At 63.7% G+C, this 23,943-nt stretch carries 15 protein-coding genes; 9 read left to right on the top strand and 6 right to left on the bottom strand.

The window, feature by feature from the left end; translation table 11 throughout:
- Positions 1-11: 11 nt before the first annotated feature.
- Positions 12-1,061, bottom strand: coding sequence for a cytochrome c oxidase subunit II (gene coxB, locus AC5IJH_RS10760; RefSeq protein ID WP_491902813.1), 1,050 nt, complete (start codon positions 1,059-1,061; stop codon positions 12-14).
- 29 nt (positions 1,062-1,090) lie between these two features.
- Here coxB and AC5IJH_RS10755 point away from each other — a divergent pair, with 29 nt between their 5' ends.
- From AC5IJH_RS10755 to AC5IJH_RS10740, 4 genes are read left to right on the top strand one after another with little or no spacing between them, the layout of a single operon-like run.
- Positions 1,091-2,389: an MFS transporter gene (locus AC5IJH_RS10755; RefSeq protein WP_491902812.1), complete on the top strand. Its 1,299-nt coding sequence runs from the start codon at positions 1,091-1,093 to the stop codon at positions 2,387-2,389.
- A 39-nt stretch (positions 2,390-2,428) separates the two neighbouring features.
- Positions 2,429-5,515: a two-component regulator propeller domain-containing protein gene (locus AC5IJH_RS10750; RefSeq protein ID WP_491902811.1), complete on the top strand. Its 3,087-nt coding sequence runs from the start codon at positions 2,429-2,431 to the stop codon at positions 5,513-5,515.
- 20 nt (positions 5,516-5,535) lie between these two features.
- Positions 5,536-6,183, top strand: a complete 648-nt coding sequence (locus AC5IJH_RS10745) for a response regulator (RefSeq protein WP_491902810.1) — start codon at positions 5,536-5,538, stop codon at positions 6,181-6,183.
- Positions 6,184-6,232: 49 nt separating this feature from the next.
- Entirely contained in the window at positions 6,233-6,724 is a 492-nt protein-coding gene (locus AC5IJH_RS10740) for a hypothetical protein (protein ID WP_491902809.1), read from the top strand.
- 3 nt (positions 6,725-6,727) lie between these two features.
- Here AC5IJH_RS10740 and AC5IJH_RS10735 read toward each other — a convergent pair whose 3' ends face one another.
- The 4 genes from AC5IJH_RS10735 to AC5IJH_RS10720 form a co-directional block, all read right to left on the bottom strand.
- Positions 6,728-8,593 carry a CRTAC1 family protein gene (locus AC5IJH_RS10735; protein WP_491902808.1) on the bottom strand — a complete coding sequence of 622 codons (1,866 nt, stop codon included), beginning with the start codon at positions 8,591-8,593 and terminating at the stop codon, positions 6,728-6,730.
- A gap of 43 nt (positions 8,594-8,636) precedes the next feature.
- Positions 8,637-10,382, bottom strand: a complete 1,746-nt coding sequence (locus tag AC5IJH_RS10730; RefSeq protein ID WP_491902807.1) for a tetratricopeptide repeat protein — start codon at positions 10,380-10,382, stop codon at positions 8,637-8,639.
- A gap of 101 nt (positions 10,383-10,483) precedes the next feature.
- The gene (locus AC5IJH_RS10725; RefSeq protein ID WP_491902806.1) at positions 10,484-11,491 is read right to left on the bottom strand and encodes a tetratricopeptide repeat protein; all 1,008 of its coding nucleotides are present in this window, start codon (positions 11,489-11,491) and stop codon (positions 10,484-10,486) included.
- A 184-nt stretch (positions 11,492-11,675) separates the two neighbouring features.
- Positions 11,676-15,293 (bottom strand): TonB-dependent receptor, encoded by a 3,618-nt coding sequence (locus tag AC5IJH_RS10720; protein WP_491902805.1) that lies wholly within the window; start codon positions 15,291-15,293, stop codon positions 11,676-11,678.
- A 279-nt stretch (positions 15,294-15,572) separates the two neighbouring features.
- On the opposite strand from AC5IJH_RS10720, the gene AC5IJH_RS10715 reads away from it, so the two are divergent.
- Positions 15,573-17,318: a CRTAC1 family protein gene (locus AC5IJH_RS10715; protein ID WP_491902804.1), complete on the top strand. Its 1,746-nt coding sequence runs from the start codon at positions 15,573-15,575 to the stop codon at positions 17,316-17,318.
- A gap of 4 nt (positions 17,319-17,322) precedes the next feature.
- Here the strand turns inward: AC5IJH_RS10715 and AC5IJH_RS10710 are convergent, their stop codons facing one another.
- Positions 17,323-18,990, bottom strand: coding sequence for a multiheme c-type cytochrome (locus AC5IJH_RS10710; RefSeq protein ID WP_491902803.1), 1,668 nt, complete (start codon positions 18,988-18,990; stop codon positions 17,323-17,325).
- A 209-nt stretch (positions 18,991-19,199) separates the two neighbouring features.
- Here AC5IJH_RS10710 and AC5IJH_RS10705 point away from each other — a divergent pair, with 209 nt between their 5' ends.
- The 4 genes from AC5IJH_RS10705 to AC5IJH_RS10690 all read left to right on the top strand — a co-directional run bounded on the left by AC5IJH_RS10705 (position 19,200) and on the right by AC5IJH_RS10690 (position 23,901).
- Positions 19,200-21,587, top strand: coding sequence for a phosphoketolase family protein (locus AC5IJH_RS10705; protein WP_491902802.1), 2,388 nt, complete (start codon positions 19,200-19,202; stop codon positions 21,585-21,587).
- A gap of 34 nt (positions 21,588-21,621) precedes the next feature.
- Entirely contained in the window at positions 21,622-22,392 is a 771-nt protein-coding gene (locus AC5IJH_RS10700; protein WP_491902801.1) for a DUF3891 family protein, read from the top strand.
- Positions 22,393-22,416: 24 nt separating this feature from the next.
- Positions 22,417-22,932, top strand: a complete 516-nt coding sequence (locus tag AC5IJH_RS10695) for a nucleoside deaminase (RefSeq protein ID WP_491902800.1) — start codon at positions 22,417-22,419, stop codon at positions 22,930-22,932.
- 135 nt (positions 22,933-23,067) lie between these two features.
- On the top strand, positions 23,068-23,901 hold the full coding sequence (locus AC5IJH_RS10690) for a peptidoglycan L,D-endopeptidase MepK (RefSeq protein ID WP_491902799.1): 834 nt from the start codon (positions 23,068-23,070) through the stop codon (positions 23,899-23,901).
- Positions 23,902-23,943 lie beyond the last annotated feature (42 nt).

Raw genomic sequence — 23,943 nt, 5'->3', positions numbered from 1 at the left:
TCAGTACCGCATCAATGCAACGTTTCGAGGTAGCGTGTGATGGCCTGCACCTCGTCTGGCCGAAGGTGCATGGCCGGCATCAGTGAGCCGGGCTTAATGGAATCGGGATCGGAGATCCAGTCAGACAGATTCTTGGGCGTATTTGGCGCAGCGCCAGAGGCGATGGTCGCGCGGCTTGCGATGTGCGTCAGATCAGGACCGAACTGCCCGTGTGCGGAGGTGCCGCGGATGGTGTGGCAGTTCATGCAGGCCTGCGACTCGAACACGCGCCGACCGCCCGCAGCCTGAGGATCTTCAGCCGCCGGCTGCTGCTGCTGGTGCACCCACGTGGCGAACTGCTCCGGCGTATCCACGGAGACGCGCAGCAACATTTTTGCGTGCTCCATCCCGCAGAACTGGCCGCACTGCCCTTCGTAGATGCCCGGCTTGCGAGGATCGAGCCAGAGCTCGTTGATACGGTTCGGCACGAGATCGGTCTTGCCGGCGAGGCGCGGCACCCAGAACTCATGGATCACGTCAGCAGAGGTGAGCTGCATGTACGTAGGCCGCGAGTGGGCCGCTTCGCTCACTGGAACATGTAACTCATTGGCGGTCGTGATGTGCAGCTTGGGATAGTGATACTCCCACCAGAACTGATGGCCGATCGCGGTCACATCGACGGCACTGGAGGGCTTCGGCGCATCCTGGATGGCGAAAATCATGCGCGCCGTCGCGAGGAAGAGAACGACAACGAGCAGGATGGGGATGATGGTCCACGACAGCTCGATCTGATTGCTGCCGAAGATTTGCGCTGGTTCGCTGTTGTCGTCTCCTGGACGCTGCCTGAAGCGAAACGCCGCATAAAAGATCAGGCTGCTGACCACGATGAAGATGCCGCCCGTTATGGCAAGCACAAACATCGACAGGCTGAAGATGGACTGAGAGGGCGTCGACACCGGCGAGAAGATGCTGGTGTTGGTGCTGTACGCGAATGCGCGGTGCGCCGCGAACGCGGCCATCGGCCACGCGATCAGCATGCGGCGGAATGTATCCCGCCTTGCATACATAGCCGCTAGAGCCATACTTTCAGCATACCCGCACTCTCTGTCTGATGCACACTTCCGATCGAATCCGTCTATCGAGCAGCACGCAACGATGCCAGCCATGGACGATCGCAATGCTGCTCGGCGTGGGCGTGCTGATCAATTTCTTCGACCGCGTGAACCTCTCCGTCGCGCACGATGCGCTGCGCGCGCGCTTCGGCATCGACGAAGTTGCCTTCGGTTATCTGGCCGGCGCCTACAACTGGACGTACGCGTTATGTCAGCTACCAGTGGGCGCGCTGCTCGACGCAGTAGGTGTCGCACTGGTGGGCCGCATCGGCTCGCTGCTGTGGGGTGTCGCGACACTCGCGGCAGCAGCCGCGCCCACCTTTCCAACTCTCTTCGCCGCACGCATGCTGCTCGGCGTGGGTGAAGCGCCGATCTTCCCCATGAACGCCAAGGCCGTCGGGCTCTGGTTTCCTGCGAACGAGCGCGGACTACCCACTGCCGTGTTCGATGCCGCTGCCAAACTGGCCACAGCCATTGGCGCGCCGCTGATCGGTGTGCTCCTCCTTCGTGCGGGCTGGCGAATCAGCTTCGCCGCGACCGCGGCGGCGAGCTTCGCCTATAGCGCGCTGTTCTTCCTCCTCTACCGCGATCCCGCACCGCAGCACTCCGCGTCGACAGACGCTGCTGCCTTCGCCACCGGGACATACGTGCCCTTCCGGTATCTGCTCCGGCAGCGGAAGATCTATGGTCTCCTGATTGGCTATGGGGCTTACAACTATGTCTTCTACCTGCTTCTCACCTGGTTGCCCACTTATCTCGCTGTAACGCTGCACATCGATCTGCTTCACTCGTTCCTCTACACGGGCGTCCCCTGGCTGATCGCCACAGCCACCGACCTCCTGGTCGGCGGCTGGCTGGTGGACGCGCTGATGCGCCGCGGGGCGCCGTCCACGCTGGTGCGCCAGACGGTCCTCATCGCGGGCATGCTGCTGGGCATGGGCCTTCTTGGGGCGGCGCACGCCACCACGCCCGGACGTGCACTGTTCTGGATCAGCGTTTCCATCGGTGGCCTCGCGGCGTCCGCGCCCGTCAGCTGGTCGCTACCCGCGCTGGTCGCTCCAGCAGGCGCAGTGGGCCGCGTCGCCGGAATCATGAATCTCGCCAGCCAGGTGTCGGCCATTGCCGCGCCCGTCATCACTGGCTACCTCTACCGCGCCACGCACTCCTTCTCCATCGCATTTACAGTGCCGATCCTCTACCTGCTGGCCGGGATCGCCGGATACGTGCTGCTGCTCGGCCGGATCGAGCCCATGCCCGAGCCGCCTGCGCAGGAACTCAGCCCCGCTCCGCAGCCCTGAAAGCGGCGGCTGTATCCTCTCCTGAGTCTCTCTTCCAGCATGCTGCTCGCCCGACATCTCGCCGGTTCGCGTCTGCTGCGCGCCTGCGTGGGCCTTTGCCTGGTCATCGCGGCGGCGCACGCAGGCGCGCTCGATCCGCAACAGCCGCTCCGCCAACTTGGCCAGCAGATCTGGCAGACCGACGATGGCCTGCCCCAGAACACCGTTCACGCGATTGCTCAGTCCGGGGATGGTTTCCTCTGGCTCGCCACCGATGGCGGGCTCGTGCGCTTCGACGGTGTCGACTTCACGCTATTCGATCGGCACGCGATGCCGCAGATGCGCAGCAACCTGATCGGTGCGCTCGCGACCACTCCGGATGGCACACTCTGGGCCGCAACAGCGGACGGGCTGCTACGGCGCAGTCACGGCAGGCTGGCCGTGCTCAGCACTGCGGAGGGACTGCCGGCCGGCCCCATCGCGGACGTCCTGCCTGCCGCGAACGACCAGGTCTGGGTGCTGACTCCCGAGGCCGTGCTATACGGCCAGCGGCACTTCAGCAGGGTCGCCGGCGCAGCCCCGCTGCTGACCGGTCGAGACGGTTTGCCGATCGCCGCGCGCGCCGGTGACGGCACCCTCTGGATTGCGACCGCGCGCGGGTTGCAGCAGTTGCGCGAGGGCCGGGTGGTCACCACCCTGCCCGTCACCGCGGACCTGCTCGCCGTTGCTCCCGATGAGTCGCTTTGGATCGCAGCAGCGAACACGCTCTATCGGCGGGACGGCGCTGCAATGCGTTCTGTCGCGCTCCCCGCGGGCATGTTGCCGCTTCGTGCACTGCTGGCCGGCGGCAGCGGTCGCGTGTACGCAGGCGGAGCGGGGGGGCTCGCCATTCTCTCCGGAGACCGTGTGACATTTCGCGGGTCCGCAGATGGCCTGCCCGCCGGTCGCATGCGCGCGCTCTTCGAGGATCGGCGGGGTGCGCTGTGGCTCAGCACAGAGACAAGCACGGTGCGGTACGCAAACGATCGCTTCGAAAGGCTGCACCCGCAGAGCGGGAAAGAAGCGGCTGGAGTGACGACCTTCTCGCCCGATGCGTACCTCGAAGACCGTGAAGGCAATCTGTGGTTCGGCACGGAGTCGTCGGGGCTGATGGAGTTGCGTCCGCAGCGGTTTTCGACGCTCACCGCAGCCGATGGTCTGCCTGGTGAGTCGATCCGCACACTGCTCGCCGCGCGTAACGGCAGCGTATGGGCGGGGACCGACGGCGCGGGTCTCGCGCATCAGCAGGGCGCAGGCTGGCATGCGTATACGGCTGATCAGGGGCTGGCGAGCAACACCATCCTCTCGCTTGCCGAAGAGAAGGATGGCGCGCTCGCCGTCGGCACGCCGGATGGCCTTGATCGCCTGCAGCAGAACCATGCTGTGCCCGCTCCAGCCACCGATGCCCTGCCGGACGACTTCGTGCGCTCGCTGCTGACGGACAGCACCGGCGCGTTATGGATCGGCACACGGCGCGGCCTGGCGCGACGCAGCGAAGGACGGCTGCAACAGTGGAGCCGCGCAAATGGTCTGGGCAGCGACCTGGTCGGGGCGCTGGCGGAAGACCGCGCGCATCTCGGCGCGCTCTGGGTGGGCACGCGCGGCGGTCTGAGCCACGTCGACGCGAGCACGGTCCGCAGCTACACACAGCATGACGGACTCTCGTCGGAGGTGGTCACCTCGCTCTACGCGGACGAGACCGGAACGCTGTGGATCGGCACGAATGGCGGCGGACTCAACCTGCTGCGCGATGGCCGGATCGTTCCAGTGCCTGCGAATACCGGGCTGCCGGAGGTGGTGCTCAGCATTCTCGAGGACAACCGCGGCGCGCTGTGGCTCGCATCGACGAGCGGCATCTTCCTTGTATCGCGACGCGATGCGGAGAGCTTCGCTCTTCACCGCCTCTCCCATCTGGACGTGGCGCAGTATGGAGTCGCCGACGGCATGCGCATCGCGGAGTGTTCCTCCGGACATCCAGCCGCAGTCCGCACTGCAGATGGTTCGCTCTGGTTCGCCACCCTGCGCGGCATCAGCGTTACAGATCCGGAGCACACAGAAAACAACCGGCTCCCGCCGCCTGTCGCAATTGAGAATGTCACAGTGGACGATCTTGCAGTGCCCACGACCGATCGTGTCCGGATTGGGCCCGAGCACACACGGCTCTCCGTCCACTACGCTGGCCTGAGCTTCGTCGCACCAGCGCGCGTCCGCTACCGCTACCGGCTCGAAGGCTTCGATCCGAACTGGGTAGAGGCACAGGGGCGTCGCGTGGCCTACTACACAAACGTGCCCCCGGGTCGTTACACATTCCGTGTGCTCGCTGCCAATAACGACGGCATTTGGAATGACACCGGCGCATCGCTCCAGATCCAAGTCCTGCCGCACACGTGGGAGACATGGTGGTTCCGCACACTGTTTGTGCTGTTTGTGCTGTTTGCCGCGTACCAGGTATACCGGCTGCGGGTGCGCACGGTGGAGGCGCGCTTCGCAGCAGTACTGGCGGAGCGTAACCGCATCGCACGCGAGATCCACGACACACTGGCGCAGGACATCGTCGGCATTAGCGTTCAGCTCGAATTGGTTTCGCGGCTACTGAGCTCTTCTGTCGATGCAGCTCGCACGCAGCTCGACGCGGCACGGCAACTGGTGAAGAGCAGTTTGACGGAGGCACGCAGCTCCATCTGGAATCTGCGCTCCGCGTCCGCAGGAGCGGATGACCTGCCGGCCCGAGTCAATCGCGCGGCTACCCAGGCGGTCGCGCGGGGAACTGCCAAGCTCCGCTTCGAGGTACGTGGAACGTACCGTGCGGCGCCGGTCGCGGTAGAAGATCAAGTCGTGCGGGTGGCCCAGGAGGCTGTAGCAAACGGCGTTCGCCACAGCGCAGCCTCGCGTATTGAAGTGAAACTGGCCTACGATACGCGTGCTCTCGAACTTTCGATTGAGGACGACGGGCAGGGCTTCCGCTATGATCCGGCAGCGCTGGTCCGAGGCGGTCACTTCGGGTTGGCCGGCATGCGTGAGCGCGCGGCAGAGGTTGGGGGCACGCTCACGGTTGAAAGCGAACCTGCGAAGGGCACGCGCATCCGCCTGCGGGTCGAGATACCATAAGAGCGCTTGCGAGTGAGCCTTTGAGCCTGTCTGCTGCTACGAGTACCGAACCAATCCGCCTGCTGGTTGTCGACGATCACCACATCGTTCGGCAAGGTCTGGTCGCGCTGCTCGCAACCGTCCCGGAAATGAAAGTGATCGCGGAAGCATCCGATGGCGCGCAGGCACTGCTGCTCTATCGTGAGCACAAGCCCGATGTCACGCTGATGGATCTGCGCATGAATGCCATGAATGGCGTGGAGGCGACGCGAGCCATTCGTAGCGAGTTCCCGCAGGCTCGCATCATTGTGCTCACCACCTTTGACGGCGATGAGGATATCTACCGCGCATTGCAGGCCGGCGCACGCGGCTATCTACTAAAGGGGATGGACACGGACGAGCTACTGGCGACCATACGTGCTGTACACAGTGGCAAATCCCGCATTCCTGCACCCGTTGCGGAGCGTCTGGCCGAGCGCATGAACGCTCCCGCCCTCACCGATCGAGAGACCGAGGTGCTGCGCCTGATCGTCGGCGGCAACAGCAACAAGGAGATCGCTGCCGCGCTCTTCATCTCCGAAGCCACAGTGAAGACCCACATCAACAGCCTGCTCGGGAAGCTGGGCGTCAGCGACCGCACGCAGGCCGCCACCACCGCACTGCAGCGAGGCATCGTTCATTTTGACTAAGCACTGTTCGCGTCGACGCTTCTCTGCCCTGCTGCTCGCGGTCTGCTGCATGGCTCCCTCGCTCCTGGCGCAGAATGGCGAGAGCTGGCGTGCCGCAACGGCCGACGAGTTGAAGTCCGTCATTCCGGATCGTGCGCCCGTCATCTCCGAGCGCATCGAGACAGAGTTCCGAACGGCATCCGGCATCACGGATGGGGCTGGCCATTTCATCGCTGGCGTGGTCATGATTACTGCGGGCTACTCGGCAGAGGGCAAATACTCCCACTACTTTCTCGCTCAGGCACCGATCCGGGTCGGCACTCTCGATCTGCCCGCGGGCGACTACGTCTTCGGCTGGACACGCTCGCAGGATGCGCTGAGGGTGAGCTTCTATCAGGCCGCGACCGGAAAGCCGCTGGGCCAGGTGGACGCGGTACGCAATCCATCCATCACACGGGTCGAGAGCTTTCGCATCTGGCCACCGCATGCCGCCGCGGGCGAGCCGCACGCCCTGATGCAAATCGGGCGCTTCTCGTTCCCCTACTCGATGAAGTCGAAGTAGCCGCTACTTCTTCCAGTTGGCGAGCGCTTCAGCCTTGACCAGCTTGCCGCCTTCGGCCAGAGTGTACAGTTTGTTCGCCGCGAGATTCTTCCACACGTCCACCTGCCCCGAAGGCCAGCGGATCTCGACCGAATCGACGGACTCCGCCTTGTCCAGACCGAAGTGCAGCCGCAGGTCATTCTGCGAGTAGTAGCTGCCGCCGCTACGCACTTCATCCACCAGCAGCAGAGGTTTCGTGGCAGTTGGATCCGTCTTCGCTGCGACCGAGACACGCGCCCCGATGCCCGTGCGGTTTGACTTCACGCCAACGGTCTTGATCTTAATCCAGTTGCGTTTCGTACTATCGTCGCAACGTAGCAGTTGTGGATACGAATTAACGCAGTTGACGACGATGTCCAGGTCGCCATCGTTGTCGAAGTCGCCGAATGCACAGCCCCGCGCAGGAACGGCGGCCGAAATACCGGCGCCCGCCTTGTCGCTGACGTCCTCGAAACGACCGTTGCGAAGATTGCGGTAGAGGTACTTGTGCTCAGCGTAGGGCGCTTCCGTCTTCGAGCCGCTCACCTCGGGGTAGACGTGGCCGTTCGACATGAACAGATCGAGCCAGCCGTCATTGTCCATGTCGAAGAAGCCCACACCCCACCCCAGGTACCGCGTGTTCACGCCCAACCCGGATGCATACGTGTGGTCTTCAAAGGTGCCGTCGCCCAGATTGGTGTAGAGCGAATCCGTGTCTCCCGCGAAGTTGGTCTTGACCACGTCCAGATTGCCGTCACGGTTGTAGTCACCAACGGAGACGCCCATGCCGGCCTGCGGCTTGCCATCCGGTGAGAAGGCGGCACCGGACTCGATGGCGACATCCTTGAACGTGCCGTCTTTCTGGTTCTGGTAGAGCGTGGCCGCCGTCGAGTCGTTCGCGACGTAGATGTCCGGCCACCCGTCGTTGTCGAGGTCCGCCACTGCCACGCTGAGGGCGTAGTTGCCGATGGTGCCCCACATGCCAGCCTTCTGGGACACATCGGTGAACGTACCGTTGCCGTTGTTGTGATACAGAAGATTTTTGCCGCCGGGCAGCCCTGGGGGACCGCATGCGACCAGGATGCTCTTGTAGGTGCAGGGACCGGACTCCGGAACGGGCGCCGTCTTCAGGTCGAGATCGATGTAGTTCGCCACAAACAAATCGAGATGGCCGTCGCGGTCGTAGTCGAGAAATGCGCAGCCGGAGTTCCAACGCGTCTTCGGCTGCATCAGTCCAGCCTTCGTGGTCACGTCCGTGAACGTCCCGTCGCCGTTGTTGTGATAAAGCGCGTTCTGGCCGTAGTAGCTGATGAACAGATCGTCGTGGCCGTCATTGTCATAATCGCCGACGCAGCAGCCCTGCCCCCAGCCGCTACGCGCGAGTCCTGCCTTCACCGTGACATCTGTGAATGTGCCGTCACGATTGTTCTTGAACAGGTGGCAGGTCGGCTCCTGTCCCTTGGCAAAGCCCTCGAGCCGCCAACCATTCACCAGGAAAATGTCGATCCAGCCATCCGCGTCGTAGTCGTAGAAGGCCACGCCGCATCCCGTCGTCTCGAGCAGGTACTTATTCTTGCCCTCGCCGCCGTAAATCGTCTTCGCGTTCAATCCGCTCTCACGTGCCACGTCAGCGAAACTGACACCAAGCGGCGTGCCGGCGACGGGCGACGCAGGGCCCGGGGGAGGGGCAACCGGCTTCGCTTCGTAGTCGTGCTGCGCGGCAGGCGCGGCAGGCGCGGCCTGCTGCGCACGAGCCGCGGGCTGGATCGCCATCGCGAGCACATCGGCAAAGGGCAAAACGAGCGCGGTCCGGCTGAGTGAGCCAAGCACACGGCGGCGGGTCCAGCTCAAAACGTCTCTACCTCCGGCGGGGTGGGCGGCGATGTCAGTATAGTCAGCGCGGTGCAGCCGCGCCTCCATCGTTGGGCTGGCTGTTCGCGTTAGACGTGAGCGCCGCTGCCTTCTCCCGCTCTGCTGCTGCGTCTGCAGCGCGACCCTGCCGTGCGAGTGCAGTGGCAAGGCCAGTGTGCGCCTCCGCGAAGCCGGGATCGCTGGTCACTGCTTCCTGGAAGCGCTCGATTGCATCCGCAACCTGACCCTTCGCGAGCAGCATGTTGCCGGTGTTCGTCGCGAACGTCGCACGCTGCCGGTTCACGGCGACGCGTGTCAGCTCCGCTGCGGCTTTCCGCTCGGCCGCGGCTTCGTCTCGCTTGCCTTCCTGCGAGAGCACGCCCGCCAGAGTGATATGCGGCCCGGGCTGCGCCGGCAGCAACGTGATCGCATGTTGCAAGGCATCGGCCGCCTCTGGAAGTTTGTTCTGCTGCTTGTACACGCTGCCCAGGATGGCCCATGCGTCCCCATTCTGCGGGCGCAGCTCCAACGTGTGCCGCAGTTGTATCGTCGCATCATCGAAACGCCCCGACTGCATGTAGAGAATGCCCAGCGTGTAGGGCGGATCGGGCGATTGGGGATCGAGCCGCGCAGCCTCCTCGAGTTCAGGAATCGAATGCGCCGAGTCGTCCTTCAACTTGTAAGCGAGGCCAAGGTTGTAGTGCAGCTGCTGATTGGTAGCATCGAGCTTCAGGCCGGCCTGGAACTCGCGGATCGCGTCGTCAATGTCGCTCTGCTGAAGGTAGGCCACGCCGACGTCCTGGTGAATGACGGGGTCTGCGGGCGTGAGCGCTGCCGCTCTTTGGTAGAGAGGCATCGCCTCTTTCGCACGTCCCTGTTGCACCAGGGCGAGCGCAGTGTTGGTCAACGCTGCAGGGTTCTTGGGCTGTGCAGCGACGACGCGTTCGAACAGCGGCAGTGCCTCGCGATCGCGCCCAAGCCCTTGCAGTGCGATCGCCTTCTCGTAAAGCGCATCGGCATCCTGAGGGGCAACGCGCAACGCCTCGCCTGCGAGCGACAGGGACTGCTCGTACTCCCCCTGTGCGGCGTGAGCAAGCGCAAGCGTGGTGAGCACCTGCGGATTTTGCGGTTGCGCGCTACGGGCCGGTTCGAGCGTGGCCAAGGCAGTCGCGGGCTGATGCAGGGTAAGCAACAGAGTGGCCAGGTGCAATCTCGCCGGCAGTAGTCCCGGATCGAGCTCGATGGCTCGTGAGAACTCCGGCTCAGCCGCATCCCACTGCTGCTGCTGCGCCAGCAGCGAACCCAGGGCATCATGCAGCGTAGCGGAATCGGGCGCGGCGACTGACGCAGCACGCAGGCGCCGCACTGCCTCGTCGCGCGCTCCAGTTGCGATCAGGGCCTGCGCATAGCTGATCTCCACGTCGGGCGCGAGCGCCGCGCCACCGGAGGTAGCAACGGCCTTCCTGAACCAGCTGACTGCCTCCGCCGCATGGCCGAGTTGCGCCTCGGCCATGGCGAGGTTCGTTTCCATGCCTGGATCATCGGGCTTGAGCGCCAGCCCTTTCTTCAGCTCAGCGAGCGCCTCCTTCGGCTGTCGCAGGCTCAGCAGCACAGAGCCGAGCGCGGCGTGTCCCTCCGGAACCTGCGGGGCAAGTCGGACGACCTCTGCGAAGGAGCGGCGCGCCTTCTCCAGGTCTCCAGCGTTCGCCGCCTCGTAGCCGGCGCGAAAGGCGGCGGTAGCGCGATCAGTGGATGTATGTGCAGAGGACGCGCTCTGGGCGAGAGCCACCTGCGACGAGACAGTGGCAGTCCCGAGCAGGCATACGCACCAGCATCCGCGACGTATACCGGCACCTGTTCGCCGGCGAACGACGGTCGGGGAAACAGGGCTCATGGGCGGGTTAGCTTCGGGGTGTTGGCGGACTGGATCTCGATTGCCTTGGCCGTCTCGCGCTCCGCATCCTGCGTGCGGCCAGCGGCCCGATAGGCCTGCCCCAGCAGACTGTGCGTCATGAAGTTGTTTGGATCCATGGAGCGCGCGCGCTCCAGGTACTGCGCTGCAACGGCAGCATTGCGCTCTTTGAGTAGAACCTTACCGAGCAGAATGTACGGCCCGGTCGAACTCGGCTCCAGCAGCACTGCACGATTCAGTGACTGCTGCGCCTTCTCGTACTCCCCGGCGCGCAGATACGCGTCGCCGAGCCTGTCATACACGCCGCCATAAAGGGGATTTAGGGCACGCTCCTGCTCGAACTCGGCGATGGCGTCGGTGCCACGCGACTCGGCCAGCGCGATCTCACCCAGCAGCTCGTGAACCAGCGGCAGCTTCGGCTGGAGAACGAGCGCTTTCTGTGCAGCAGCGATTGCCGCAGGCGTGTATTCGCGACGAAAGAGCAGGCGCGATGAGAGCAGGTAGGACTCGGCGCTCTCGGACGCAAATCCATACTGGGCCGCAAAGGCGCGACGTGCGTCGTCGTAGCGGCGCGTGTCCATATAGCAGAGGCCGAGGACGTAATTGCCGTCCACGTTGGCAGCGGCAACCGCACCGTGTGCGCGCTCGAGCAGGGGCACCGCTTCGGCGGCCTTACCCATACGAAACAACGTCACTCCGTCCATCTGCGCAGCCTCGGCGTCCTCCGGGTGCTGGACCACGACCCGCGCGAATGCGGCCTCGGCCTCGGGCAGATGGTTCTGCTGATAGAGCGCCAGACCACGCAGCTTGTCGATGCCGGCGGAAGCGGATGGCGTCGCGGCCATTCGATCGAGTTCAGCAATGGCATCCGCATAGCGGCCCTCGTCCACCAGGCTGCGAGCATGCGCCAGCGCTGCATCTGCGGGTATGGGCGACGGAGCTTGAGCCGCAGGGGGCGTCTGTCCAACAACCGGGACTGCAGTCAACGCGAGACTGGCGACCGCAAGCAACAAGCCGCAGCAAGAACGGGAGGACAACAACATCATGGATTTGACTCTACTGGAACCAAAGCGAGCCTGAAGTAGCTGGTCGACGCCACGCCGGGTGCCCGGAAAAGACTCGGGGAGAGCGCAAGCGCTCTCCCCGGGCCAGTGTGGAACAAGCGGCCGCTTAGAACTGCAGGCGAACCGAGAACTGCAGCTGGCGGGTCGGGAACTGGCTGGGAGCGACGTTGGTGATGAACTGATCACCACCGTCGATCTGCCCACCCGGGTTCGCCAGGCTGATGTGATTGAAGACGTTGTAAGCATCGACGCGGAACTGGGCGAAGAGTTCTTCCTTGATCGGGAAGTTCTTCTGCAGTGAAGCATCGGTGTTGAAGAAGTTCGGACCGAACTTGCCGTTCCTGCCAGCCGTACCGATCTGGTCAAGACCAGGAGCGGTGAAGCCGTTGAAGGGCTGCTTGTTGAGTGCCGTCGATGACCCATGGAAGCCGAGGCGCTTGTGGTTGACCGGATCGAGCTTGCCGACATTGAGCTTCAGGTTGCGCGAATCGCCGTTCGGGTAGCAAGGCGCGTCGCCCGGGATAACCGTGCCGCACTCGCCGTAGCTGAGGGTGAAGGGCAAACCGCTGGCGTAGGTGACCACCGGGCTTACCTGCCAACCACCGATCACTTCATTCACGATCCCAGGAGCATTGCCACCAAAGCGGTGGTTCTTGCCGAAGGGCAGCTCATAGGTGCCGTAAGCGACTTCCTGCTGCTCGCGCTGCGAATCGTCGCGGCCCTTGACGGCCTGACGGTTCCAGGTAGAGAAGCTCCCGTTGAAGTTGATCGACCGTTGCCATGCGTAGTTCGAAGTGAACGACAGACCGCGGCTGAACTGCTTCGTAACGGTGACCTGCAGGGCGTTGTAGTGCGTGTCCTGGTTGTCGCCGTAGTAGGAGATGTCGTTGGTCCAACCGCAGGATCCCGGCGAGGGTACGGCCTGGTGCGCTGCGGCAAGCTGCGCCGTGTAGTCCGGGCTCGTGCAAGCCGGGAGCGAGCCTGCGTAGTAACGCCGCAGGAGAGTGGTGTTACCGGTTGCCGATCCATCCGGGCTGAGACCCTTCGGGAACGCCGGGTCGAAGTGCAGTGTCTGGCCTGAGAGGCTCTGGCCCGCCGGCAGGAAGATGCCCGGCTCGTTCGGGTTGGTGTTGTTACCGTCGCCGGCGCTCAGGGTGTGTGTGCCCTTGTTGCCAACGTAGGCCAGCGTGAAGGACAGGGTGGGCGTGACCGAGCGCTGCACGCTCAGGTTCCACGCGTCAATCGTAGGCAGGCGGAGCGAGTTGGGGCGTGCCTTGGGATTGACGGCATAGCCTGGAGCCGGCAGCAAACCGCTCGCCGGAACTAGCGGGAACGGGTAGCTGGGTGGACCGGTGCGCAGATCGAATGCCTCAGACAACGGGCCTCCCGTCTGCACAACATCCTGGTTTGCCAGCACCGGCAGGTTCTGGGTCACGACGTGGCCGAAGATCGAACCGAACACGCCGATGTCGAAGCTGCGTCCGTAGCCTGCGCGGATCACTGTCTTGGGATTGATCTGATAGGCCGCACCGACGCGAGGTGCAAGCGCACCCGGCGACAGGTCCCAACCCATGTTGCTTGGAACTTTCCCAACACCGGCCACATGAATGAAACCGGTGCTCAGGTCCAGCAGTCCACCTTTCGACTTTCCGTTCACCGTCTCCGGGAAGTAGAGTTCCCAGCGCAGTCCGGCGTTGATCGTCAGCTTCGGGGTGGCGCGCCAGGTGTCCTGACCGTAGAAGAAGGTCCGCTTCTGGAACTCCTTGGCATTGGTCGAAGTGCTCACGTAGCGCTTGATCTCCGTGCTTTGACCGAGAGCAAACGTTGCGTAACCAAGACCGCCCTGCGAGGTTCCGGACTTCGTATCAATCGACGGGTTGGACGTCGGCGAGCTGTTGAAGTAGATCTGGCCGGCGCGGTTGTTATCGCTCGGCACACGGAGGTTGCGGGCGTAGCGCAGGTCGGCGCCAAACTCAAGCGAGTGGTTCTGGATGATCTTCGTCCAGTTGTTGACGATCTGGTACTGATCCTCGTGCTCCTGCAACGGGCAGTTGCAGCGATTCGCATCGAGGCCGCTGCCGTACCAGATGTTGCCACCGCTCGGATCATTGATCTGGATCTCGGGAGCGCCACTGGTGATGGGATCGGCTGTATTCAGACCCTTAATGCCGAGCTGGTCAGCCAGGTTCGTTCCCTTGTCGTACTTGCTGGTGTTGATGCCGTACCGGTAGTAACCGAGACGGAAGTCAGTCAGCAACGTGCCACTGATCGCAATGTCAGCGCCGGTCGCGACGCTGTCATTCGCGCCCAGCGAGGTGCCAGCGAAGCCACCGATGCCGAAGCCAAAGCCGCCCAGGTCACCGAACAGCGGCTTGCCGGTGAGCGTATCCGTGAACCGGCTGAACCGGCCAAAGGCGTGGATCTTCTGGCTGACCTGAACGTCTCCGCGAACGTCCCACTGGTCGGCGTTGAAGATGCCGTTGCCGCTGCCGGAGAAGTTGTTCACCAGGCCGGTGTTATCGGCATTGCCACTGGGCGCAACGTTGGGAGTGAACGGCTGCAGACGCTGGAAGAAGGCCAGGGCCTGCGGCGCCACCTCGGCTGCCGGAATCACGTTGCCGGGGTATGGCGTGCCATTCTTTTGGTAGACGATGCCAGCACCATTGGGCAACTGCAGGTAGTCACTGAAGTCGCAACCGGCACCACTCAGACAGGAGTTGGTCAGCTTCGTGGTTGGCACGGTCGACTGCTGCGAGACGCCGAGGCGCTGACGCTGTCCCTGGTAGTCACCGAAGAAGAACGCCCTGTCCTTCTTGATTGGACCGCCAATGGAGAAACCGAACTCGTTGTAGAGGCCGGGAGGCAGCAATTTGTGCGTCACCACATCGGGGCTGGCCTGGGTGAACGGGTTGCGTGCCAGGTTCGCGTTTGAGCGGCGATAGTCGTACACGCTGCCGTGGAAGTTGTTGGTGCCCGACTTGGTCTGCACCGTGACCACAGCGGCGACTGCCTTGCCGAACTGTGCGTCGAAGTTCTGCGTCGCGATCTTCGACTCGGTGATCGCATCGAGCGCCGGGTTCACGACAATAATGCCGAGGATCGGGTCCTGGTTGTCCGTGCCGTCCAGCTCATAAGCGACGCCGCCGAAGGCCTGTCCGTCGATCTGAATCTGCTGGCTGGCCTGGGGGTTTTCGCTGGCTGCGTGCGACCAGCCCAGCTGCTGCGCACCGGGCAGAAGCAGTTCGAGGCTGGTGAAGTTGCGGCCCTGGATGGGGAGATCGGACACCGTACGCGTGTCGAATGTCGTGGCAACGTCGGCACGATCCGTCTTGAGCTGCGGGATCGAATCTGCATTGACGTTGACCGTCTCTGCGCCACCGCCAGCCTGCAGCGGAGCGTCCACCTTGGGAGACGTATCGGCGAGCACGCCGAGGTGATGCGTCTCGTAGGACTTGAAGCCCTGCATTTCCACCTTGACGCTGTAGACGTCAGGGATCAGATGCTCGACCGTGTACGAACCAGATTCGTTGCTCTTGGTCGTAACGGTGGTTCCCTTGGTTTCATCCGTGACCGTCACCGTCGCTCCCGGTATCGCTGCACCGGAAGAATCGGTCACCGTGCCGTAAATAGACCCGTACACCGCCTGCGCAGACGCGCAGTGCGGAGCCAGGACTATCCCTGCACCAAGGCAAGCGGCGAGAACCGCGTGCGTTCTTTTCGTCATATTGGTCTCCCTGAAGTTGTTGCGTGTTGCTGTTTTGTGCCTATTCGGACTGGTTTTCTGGGCACACAGACATACGATTCCGGCTATGGCGGGCTTCTAAATGGTCCACCCAAGGGATGATTACTTCCCGGCGTCGAACTATAAGGACGCTCGGCTACCCCTGTCAAAGGGAAATACGCTCTGGAACCGGCTTGCGCATGGTGTTCTGTCTACAATCATGGCACGATGCGGTGCGATCTTCGATGGTGTCAAAAAACAGCCGTTTTCTGTTTAATCGCGATGCTTCTGTTCGCCGTCTCGGACGCCCAAACCACACCTCCCAAGCCTTTTCCGTCGAGCCCGGTCCATCCCGCGCCGGCATGGTTTGAGGATGTCGCCGGACCTGCTGGGATCCAGGTGGTCAACGTCAATGGAGGCGTCGCGTCCAAGCGCTACATCCTCGAGGCGACCGGTTCCGGTGTCGCCATCCTCGACTACGACGGTGACGGCTATCCGGATGTTTTCCTGGTAAACGGAACGCACCTTGAGAAGACTCCAGAGAGTCAGCAGACGCCGCCCACCAGCCACCTGTTCCACAACAATCACGATGGCACCTTCACCGACGTGACCAGCCGGGCCGGGCTGAATGACAGCGGATGGGGGCAGGGCGCGTGTGTCGGCGACTACGACAACGATGGCCGGCCGGACCTCTTCGTCACCGCCTACGGCAAAAATCGGCTTTACCACAACGAGGGTGGCAGCCGATTTCGGGACGTGTCGGAGCAGGCGGGGGCTGCCGGTTCAGGCAAGGAGTGGGGTACCGGCTGCACATTCGTCGACTACGACCGCGATGGCCGTCTCGATATCGCTATCGCAACTTACGTGCACTTCGACCTGGGCACCGTGCCCGAGCCGGGCAAGGCTGCAAGCTGCACCTGGAAGGGCGTTCCGGTCATGTGTGGACCGCGTGGGCTGGACTATGCGCCCAACACGCTGCTGCACAACCTGGGTAACGGCAAGTTCGAGGATGTGTCTGCGAAGAGCGGGTTCGCCAAGACGAACGGACATTATTGTTTCTCCGTCTCGAGTGTGGACGCAGACGAGGACGGCTGGCCGGACCTCTACCTGGCATGCGACTCGACGCCAGCGATCCTGTATCACAACAACCATGACGGCACCTTCACCGATCGGGCTGCCGACGCGGGCGTGGCTTTTAACGAAGACGGCCGCGAGCAGGCGGGCATGGGTTCGACCGTGGGCGACTACGACGGGGACGGCCATCTCGACATCTTCAAGACCAACTTCTCCGACGACACGGCCACGCTTTACCACGCACGCGGCGATGGCACATTCGACGACGTGACGTTTCCCTCCGGGCTTGGCATCAACACGGACAAGCTGGGGTGGGGCACCATGTTCATCGACATCGACAACGATGGCTGGCCCGATCTTCTGTCCGTGAACGGCCACGTCTATCCCGAGGTCGACAGCAGCCACCTCGGCTCGGACTATCGTGAATCTCGCCTGCTCTATCGCAATCTCGGCAATGGCAGGTTCGCCGACATAACGAAGCAATCAGGCCCGGGTATCACAACCCCGGCGTCATCGCGTGGCCTGGCCATCGCCGACCTTTGGAACGATGGTCGCGAAGAGGCAGTCATTAATGATGTGAGCGCGTTGCCGATGCTGCTGGTGAATCGCGCTGTAAATGCAAACCACTGGGTCGGGCTCTCACTGACCGGAACGAAGTCGAATCGCAGCGCGATCGGCGCACGCGTGGTCATGCACGGCAGCATGGCGGGCAAAGACCGCGTGTGGGTGGACGAGGTGCGCAGCGGCTCGTCCTACAACTCGTCGAGCGACCTGCGGCTGCACTTCGGGCTCGGCGCGCAACCTGTGCTGCATGACATTCAGGTGAGCTGGCCTTCGGGCCTCGTCGAGAGCTTCCCTGCCCCGCCGATCGATCGAATCACCACGATCCCTGAGGGCCACGGGACAGCAGCGGCATCCAAGGCGGCGAACCGCGCCACTTCAACAGGTCGCTGAGGCGCTACTTGCCACAGTGCTGCGCACCATTTGCAATGGCCATGCTGAACGCACGCGCGCGCTGATCGTCCGGCGCGTAGGACAGCAGCAGGCGTAGCGTGCCGGCCGCGTCCTCCTTCTGCCCCAGGTGGCACTCGCCGACTGCCAGGTCATACGCAGCACTGGTCTGCGACGGATCCTCATCCACGACCCGCTGCCACAGCCGGACCGCGGTGACGTAGTCGCCGGTCGCGGCAAACAGCGTGGCCAGGTTGCCACGCGCCGTTGTCTCGAACGGATCAGCAGCGAGCGCGGCCCGATACTCGCGGTCCGCTCCCTCAATGTCGCCGCCCTGCTGATCGAGCAACCCGAGCGCTGTGTGCAACTCCGGATCATCGCCACTGGCCTCGCTCGCTGCCTTGTGCAGAAGAATGCGGGCCAGTTCTTTACTGCGCCGGTCGCCGCCACGGTCCAGCTGCGCGTAGGCGAGTCCAGTCTCGCGATCGCTGACCGTCTCCGAACCGACCGACACAAGCACGTCGCTGGTGGGTCGGGCGGGGCGGCTCTGTCCCGGAAGCTGGATGCGATGATCCGTGACCTGCTGGTGCGCGACATCCGTTGCAGCGCTGCGCGGCATGTGGCAGGAGGCGCAATCGGGCTGCTCAGGGTGATGCTGCAGAGCAAAGGCCGGTCCCGTGTGGCAGGACAGACACCGCGCACGGAACCACGACACCCGCTCAGCAGGCGTAGCGCTCGCCTGGCTGCCATGCGGATCGTGGCAGGTGGTGCAGGTCAGCCGGTCGCCGCTTCCCCGCTTGCAGGCACTCTCGAGCAGCGCCTCATACTGCGAACTGGCACGCTCCCCAGCGGCAAGCTGGCCCTGGTGTACGAAGTAGGTCACATCCGTAAACAGGTTCTGCCCCGGCACAAATCCGGACAATGACCGCCCGCGGCGGTAGACCGCCGTCTCGCCTTCGAGGTGGCACTGCAGACAGATCGAATCTCGCTCCACCGGCGCAAGCCGGGCCGGGTTCAGCACCGGAGCGCGGCCGCCGCTGCGCAGATGCTCGCTCGCATCGCCGTGGCAGGCGGCGCAGCCGATGCCGCCCTGCGCGAACGGCGCACCCCCAAAGTGATTGCGCGCCCCGGGTAGTGGGACAGCGACGCCAGTGGCATGGCAATGCAGGCAGTTCGCATCGACGGGCAAGGTCAGTGGCATCTCTCGCGCGTTCTGAAAGTTGGGCGCCATGTCCCACAGGTGCTTTTGCGCATACCAGTTCACGGGCGCTTCGAACCACTCGCCCTCGCGGCTAAACAGATAGGTGCGGCCGCGCGTGTTCGAACCGACAAAGTAGTCGAGGCGCACCTCGCCGCGCAGCTGTCCGGCGGGCGCAGTGGCTGGGCGGCTGTAACTCAGCCATGCGGCGCCATCGCGCCGGAAAATCCGATAGTGCACACCCGATGGGTCATGGGTAAAGCCGCCCTCGATCAGCCCATCCGTCGCTGCACCGCTGGCGCGTGCCATCGGGGTCATGCGATACCGGTCGTAAATGGCGCGATGGCAGCCGGCGCACACCGCGTCGGGCGTGACGGTCGACGCTCCTGCCTGCGCCGGGACGCGAGCCTGCGGCGAGGCAGCACGCGACAGCGCCGCGCAGGCAAACCACACCAGCAGGCAGGCGAGCGTGCCCAAACGCAGCGATCCTGGAAAGAACTGAGCCGGTCCCCGGTGCGACACCATCTCTCCCTGCAGACGACAGTCCCGCTTGTGCTGGTGAGGCGTCGCCAAGTCTCAGACGGATGGGGCGCGTTTATAGTCGCGTAACACCGCGGGCCTTTGATGAAGGCATCAAAACGGGGGGCCCTCCCCGTTCACCCAGGCAAGTCACAAGGAGTCCGCCCATGGCCACCGCCGCTACGTCGAAGCCTACCCAGACAGAGCAGGAACTTGAACTGATGGACGCCTACTGGCGGGCGGCGAATTACCTGTCTGTCGGCCAGATCTATCTGCGGGAGAACCCGCTGCTTCGGCGTCCACTCTCTGTGGAGGACATCAAGCCGCGTCTGCTCGGGCACTTTGGCACGACGCCTGGATTGAACTTTATCTACCTGCACATGAACCGGCTGATCCGGCACGAGCAGGTGAACGCGATGCTGGTGGTCGGCCCTGGCCACGGCGCGCCGGGCATCATCGCGAACACCTACCTCGAGGGCACATACAGCGAAATCTATCCGGACATCGAGCGCAACTACGACGGACTGAAGCGCCTCTTCCGCCAGTTCTCCTGGCCGTACGGCATCCCGTCTCACGATGCGGCGAATGTGCCGGGCTCGATCCATGAGGGCGGCGAGCTGGGCTACTCGTTGCTGCATTCCTACGGCGCGGCATTCGACAATCCGGACCTGCTGGTCACCTGCATCGTGGGCGACGGCGAAGCCGAGACGGGTGCGCTGGCGGCGTCCTGGCACTCGAACAAGTTTCTCAACCCGATCACGGATGGCGCAGTGCTGCCCATCCTGCACCTTAACGGTTACAAAATCGCGAACCCGACGATCCTCGCCCGCATCGAGCCGGAAGAGTTGAAAGCGCTGTTCGAGGGCTACGGCTATCACCCGTACTTCCTCGAAGGCGACGATCCGGCTGACATGCACCGCCGCATGGCGGAGACGATGGACGCGATGTATGCCGAGATCCGCCAGATCCAGCAGCATGCGCGCGAGAAGAACGACACCACGCGTCCGCGCTGGCCCATGCTGGTCTTGCGCACGCCCAAGGGCTGGACCGGACCGAAGGTCGTGGACGGCAAACAGGTGGAGGGCACCTGGCGCGCACACCAGGTGCCGCTCGAAGAGGTGCGCACCAACCCGGAACATCTGAAGCTGCTCGAGCAGTGGCTGCGGTCTTATCGCCCGGATGAGCTCTTCAACGAGGATGGCGTGCTGCGCGATGAGATCGCCAGCATGGCGCCGCTTGGGCTCGAGCGCATGAGCATCAATCCGAATACCAATGGTGGGCTGCTGCTGAAGCCGCTCGACCTGCCGAATTTCCGCGACTTCGGTGTGGAGGTGAAAGAGCCGGGCGCTCACGAAGATTCAGCGACGACCATCCTCAGTCGCTATCTCGAAGAGGTGATGCGCAACAACCTCGACACGCGCAACTTCCGCATGTTCGCACCCGACGAGAACGCGTCCAATCGGCTGCAGGCGGTGTACAAGGCCAGCGGCAAACGCTGGGAGGCACGCGTGCTTCCGGTGGATGAGGATCTGTCGGTTGACGGACGCGTGATGGAGGTGCTCTCCGAGCACCTGTGCGAAGGCTGGCTGGAAGGCTACCTGCTCACCGGGCGGCACGGCTTCTTCTCCTGCTACGAAGCCTTCATCCACATCATCGACTCCATGTTCAATCAGCATGCGAAGTGGCTGAAAGCCTGCAAGGCGCTGCCCTGGCGCAAGCCCATCTCATCGTTGAACTACCTGCTCACGTCGCACGTCTGGCGGCAGGATCACAACGGCTTCTCGCACCAGGATCCCGGGTTCATCGACCATGTCGCGAACAAGCGTGCCGACACGGTGCGCATCTACCTGCCGCCCGACGGCAACACGCTTCTCTCGGTAACCGATCACTGCCTGCGCTCGCGGGATTACGTCAACCTGATCATCGCGGGCAAGCAGCCCGCACCGCAGTGGCTGTCCATCGAGACGGCGGAGCAGCACTGCATCGCCGGCGTCGGCGAGTGGAAGTTCGCGTCATCCTATGACGGCGATGGCGAACCCGACGTGGTGATGGCCTGTGCCGGCGATGTGCCGACGCTCGAGACCATGGCGGCCATCACTGTGCTGCGCGACTGGGTACCCGAGTTGAGAGTGCGTGCGGTGAACGTGGTTGACCTGTTTACGCTCGAAACATTCGAGGAGCACCCGCACGGCATTGAACAGGAGGCCTTCGATCGCCTGTTCACCAAGGACAAGCCGGTGATCTTTGCGTTCCATGGGTACCCGACTGTGATCCACAAGCTCATCTACAAGCGGCACAACCAGCCCAACTTCCACGTGCACGGCTACAAGGAAGAGGGCACGACTACCACGCCCTTTGATATGACTGTGCTGAACCAGCTCGATCGCTACACACTCGCGCTCGATGCGCTGCGCTATGTGCCGCGCCTGGCATCGCGATTCCACGAATTCCGGCAGCGCCACTCAGAGATCATGCAGCGGCACAAGCTGTACGTAGCCGAACATGGCGAGGATATGCCGGAGGTGCGGAACTGGCAGTGGAGCGCCCGCGGCTGACGCGGCAGAGGCGCTATCCGGCATCTAACCTTGCATGATTCTGCGGACGCGTCCCACGGCGCCTCCCCCTCCCGATGCCAAGGCCTGGGAGTGCTTCGCCCGAACGCAGCAGTGGCCATCGCGGGCCGTCGGCTGCATCTCGCAACCTGCGCACGCCGCCCTGGCCGGGCGGCTTGCGGCTTCGCTCAACGCGGAGGTCTTCGGCGAGTTGCCCAGGGATGTTGTCGAGACGGTGCGGCTGCACGACGCCGGCTGGGCCTACCCCGACCTGATGGCGCTCGAATGCGCGGTCGAAGCAGGTGTGCATTCCTTCCTGCAGTATCCGGCCGAACGCGCGGTCGATGCATGGACGCAGTCCGTGCGCGAAGCCGAAGAACGATGCCTGCTCTCCGGCATCCTTACCAATCGGCACTTCTGTCTGCTTGCGCCACGCGATGGCAGTCGCGACCATGAGACCTTCGTGACAGAGGAGACGCAGAGACGGGAACTGCACGAGGGGCAGTTCGAGCGAGATGTCGACGGAGGTGCAGAGCAGCTCAACCGCTTCACAGCAGCGCTCGGCTTTTGCGATCTGCTCTCGTTGTGCCTCTGCTCTGGTCTTGCAGGCACGATTCACATGCCGCTGGCGCATCCTGCCGACCCTGCATCGGAAAGAGCGGAGCATGTGGCGATCACGATTGCGGAGGGTACGCTGCACCTTGACCGGCCCATTCTGCACGCCGGATCGCAGCTCTACCTCGATACCTGGCAGGGGTCCACACCCGGTCCGATCAAAAGCCATCGGCTCTGCTGGCGCGTGGTCTAGCAGCGCGCGGGCATCCTAATCGGCATGATCACGGAACAGGACACGGCATTTATCCGCCTGGCCATCGAGCAGGCGGAGCTCGGCATTCGCACGCCCGGTGGGGCAGAGGTGGGTGCTGTGCTGGTGAAAGATGGAAAGGTGGTCTGTCGCGGCTTCAATGAGAGCGCGATGCACCACGATCCCACGGCACACGCAGAGATGGTCACCATTCGCCGCCTGTGCGCGGAGCTTGGGGTCGAATCGCTCGAGGGCTACACGCTCTACTGCACACTGCAGCCGTGCGGCATGTGCACGATGGCGAGCCTGTGGGCGGGCGTCAGCCGCATCGTCTATGGCGCAGGCCGCGAGGACGTGCACGCCGTGTACTTCGAGTCGCGTCATAACGACACGGTCGACTTCATCCGGGACGCCTTCCGTGCCGACCTGGAGATCGAGGGCGGCGTTCTGGCAGAGGAATGCGCCCGCTTCTATGCGAAGCCGAAGGAGCCCGTGCCAGAGGAGCAGGACCCGGCGCACGGAGAGACCGTACCGGCGGCCTAGACGGCTGGTCTTGACCCAAACGGGGTACTGAATCGTAGGCGAGGGTCGATTAGAATGAGGACACGGAAATGAGCTGTTGCGAGGAGCATTCCGCCCCCCTCATTCTTCAATCGACAGGCCCGGAGGTCACTGCCCGTGAGGCACTCGCTACTCCTGACGCTGGCAGGCCCCGTTGCCGCCTCTCTCGCTTTCGCCTTGCTGCCGGCACGACTCGCGGCACAGGTTCCGGCGACCCCGATCGCACCAGTCTCTGCCGCAGTCGCCACTGCCAGCGATACTGCCGCACCGCAGACCGCAATACCCGCGCCGGACCTGCCGGGTGCGCCCACGACGCCGGCAGCCGAAGGCCCGGCCGCACAGTCGAACGATCCTGAGTTCCGCTCGGCCCTTGACCGCGCCATCCCGCTGCTGCCCGCCGCCTATGCGACGCAGCCGTACCGGCTGCGCCTGCACAATCTGCATACGCTCGAGGACATCGACATCATCTATCGTGTCGGCGACAGTTACGTTCCTGAGTCGGTGGCGAAGCTGAATTACTTCCTCCGCGACCACAACACGCAGGACGTGGTGGCGTACGATCCGCGTGAATTCGATCTGCTGCACGACATCCTGATCCGGCTCGGCCGGTCGGAAGCGACCATCGACGTCGTCTGCGGCTACCGCACGGCAGAGACGAATGCCAACCTGCGCGCCGCGAGCAATGGTGTTGCAGAGCACTCGCAGCACATCCTCGGCCACGCGATCGACATCCAGATCCCCGGCTCGTCCACGGTGCAGATCCGCGATGCCGCGCTCGCCCTCAACGAAGGCGGCGTCGGCTACTACCCGAAGACGCACTTCGTGCACGTGGATGTCGGCGCTATCCGCACCTGGACCTATGCACCACGACGCCGCGGCCATCTCCGCCACGCATCGCGGCGGCACCACGCAGCAGCGCACCGCAAAATCGCACACAACGTCGGAGCGTAACGCCGGCTGAGACCGATCTCGTCACCACAGGAAAACGCGCGC

This window comes from Candidatus Dedyshia acidiphila, assembly GCF_051025295.1.
GTDB lineage: Bacteria > Acidobacteriota > Terriglobia > Terriglobales > Acidobacteriaceae > KBS-83.
This window is presented reverse-complemented; position numbering and strand designations above follow the sequence as displayed.

Coding starts and splice junctions, on each gene's coding strand:
- coxB (WP_491902813.1), bottom strand. CDS start 1,061: ATGGCTCTAGCGGCTATGTATGCAAGGCGGGATACATTCCGCCGCATG.
- AC5IJH_RS10755 (WP_491902812.1), top strand. CDS start 1,091: ATGCACACTTCCGATCGAATCCGTCTATCGAGCAGCACGCAACGATGC.
- AC5IJH_RS10750 (WP_491902811.1), top strand. CDS start 2,429: ATGCTGCTCGCCCGACATCTCGCCGGTTCGCGTCTGCTGCGCGCCTGC.
- AC5IJH_RS10740 (WP_491902809.1), top strand. CDS start 6,233: ATGGCTCCCTCGCTCCTGGCGCAGAATGGCGAGAGCTGGCGTGCCGCA.
- AC5IJH_RS10720 (WP_491902805.1), bottom strand. CDS start 15,293: ATGACGAAAAGAACGCACGCGGTTCTCGCCGCTTGCCTTGGTGCAGGG.
- AC5IJH_RS10715 (WP_491902804.1), top strand. CDS start 15,573: ATGCTTCTGTTCGCCGTCTCGGACGCCCAAACCACACCTCCCAAGCCT.
- AC5IJH_RS10705 (WP_491902802.1), top strand. CDS start 19,200: ATGGCCACCGCCGCTACGTCGAAGCCTACCCAGACAGAGCAGGAACTT.
- AC5IJH_RS10700 (WP_491902801.1), top strand. CDS start 21,622: ATGATTCTGCGGACGCGTCCCACGGCGCCTCCCCCTCCCGATGCCAAG.
- AC5IJH_RS10695 (WP_491902800.1), top strand. CDS start 22,417: ATGATCACGGAACAGGACACGGCATTTATCCGCCTGGCCATCGAGCAG.